Source organism: Rhodococcus sp. AB351 (assembly GCF_049538275.1).
In the GTDB taxonomy this organism is placed as follows: Bacteria; Actinomycetota; Actinomycetes; order Mycobacteriales; family Mycobacteriaceae; genus Rhodococcus.
The window spans coordinates 1-1464 of the sequence record NZ_JBMVFW010000034.1; the positions used below are offsets into that span (position 1 = coordinate 1).

1 protein-coding gene is annotated in these 1464 nt (G+C 63.5%); it reads right to left on the reverse strand.

From position 1 onward, the window contains the following. Nucleotides 1-75: 75 nt before the first annotated feature. On the reverse strand, nt 76-1323 hold the full coding sequence (locus tag ACPCXD_RS22875) for an IS256 family transposase (RefSeq protein ID WP_423661206.1): 1248 nt from the start codon (nt 1321-1323) through the stop codon (nt 76-78). Nucleotides 1324-1464: the final 141 nt, after the last annotated feature.

Below are 1464 nucleotides of genomic sequence, written 5' to 3' on the forward strand. Positions count from 1 at the left end.
GATAGTGCCCCGTGGAGTGGTGGACTTCGGATCGGCTCTGCAGTACACGTAGCGATCAACGAGTCGCGGTGAATACTATGCTGTTTCGCTCGAGCCGGTCAACGACAGCACCGACTCGGTGGCCTGTTCCTTCGCAGCGATCACCGCCCGGAGCTCGTCCATACTCACGTCCGAGACGTAGCGGCGGGTAACCTGCCACTCGTCGTGCTGCTCGATGACCACCGCGGTCGCCAACCGGAGGAACGCGGCCGGGTTCGGGAAGATCTCCACCACATCGGCTCGACGCTTGATTTCCTTGTTCAACCGCTCAATTGGATTGTTGGACCAGACTTTTTGCCAATGCGCCTTCGGAAACGCGGTGAACGCCAGTACATCATGCTTGGCCGACTCCATCAACGCCGCGACCTTCGGAAACGACCCGGCGAAGGTATCGGTGACCTGATCCCACTGCGCCGCCACCTCGACCGGATCGGTGTGGGCGAAGATCGTCTTGACCGCAGCCATCACCGGCGGAACATGCTTGGCCGCCACTGCCGCTCGGAGGTTGCGCATGAAGTGCACCCGACACCTCTGCCACGACGAACCCGCGAACTGCTGCATCACCGCAGCTTTGAGGCCACTGTGTGCATCGGAGATCACCAGATGCACCCCCGACAGACCCCGGGCCTTGAGGCTGGTGAGGAACTCGCGCCAGAACTCGTAGGATTCGCTGTCCCCGACGGCGGTTCCGAGTACCTCCCGGCTGCCGTCGATCGAGACTCCGGTGGCCACCACCAACGCCTGGGACACCACGTGCGCACCGACCCGGACCTTGCAGAAGGTGGCGTCGAGAAACACGTACGGAAAGCTCGTGTGCGTCAGCGTGCGCTCGCGGAACCGGGCGATCTCGGTGTCCAGACCTGCACAGATCCGCGACACCTCCGACTTCGAGATCCCGGAGTCGACTCCGAGGGCGCCGACCAAGTCGTCCACGCTGCGAGTCGATACCCCGTGCACGTAGGCCTCCATCACCACCGCGTAGAGAGCCTTGTCGATGCGGCGGCGTCGCTCCAGCAAGGATGGAAAGAACGACCCGGACCGCAACTTGGGGATCTTGACCTCCACATCACCACTGGTCGTCGAGAGGGTCTTGGATCGGTGCCCGTTGCGATGGGTGGTGCGGGTGTCGGTGCGTTCGTAGCGGCCGGCGCCGAGCTTGTCGGTGGCCTCGGCCTCGATCAGCGCCTGCAGGCCGGTGCGGATCAGTTCGGCGAACACACTCGCGCTGTCGGCGCCCTTGAGCGCGTCGAGCTGGGCAAGCAGTGCAGAATGGTCGTGGGTCATCGCGTAGATGCTTTCTGTGAGTCACTTTGGTCGGTAACTCGTTGATCACTACGCGATGGCCCACCCGCAGAATGGGAACGACACGCTGCGAACCTGGCCGGATGCCTCAGCCGATTCCCACCACTCCCCGGGGCTTACCCC

Excerpts from the sequence above, each read along its gene's own strand:
- ACPCXD_RS22875 (WP_423661206.1), bottom strand. The coding sequence starts at position 1,323 with ATGACCCACGACCATTCTGCACTGCTTGCCCAGCTCGACGCGCTCAAG.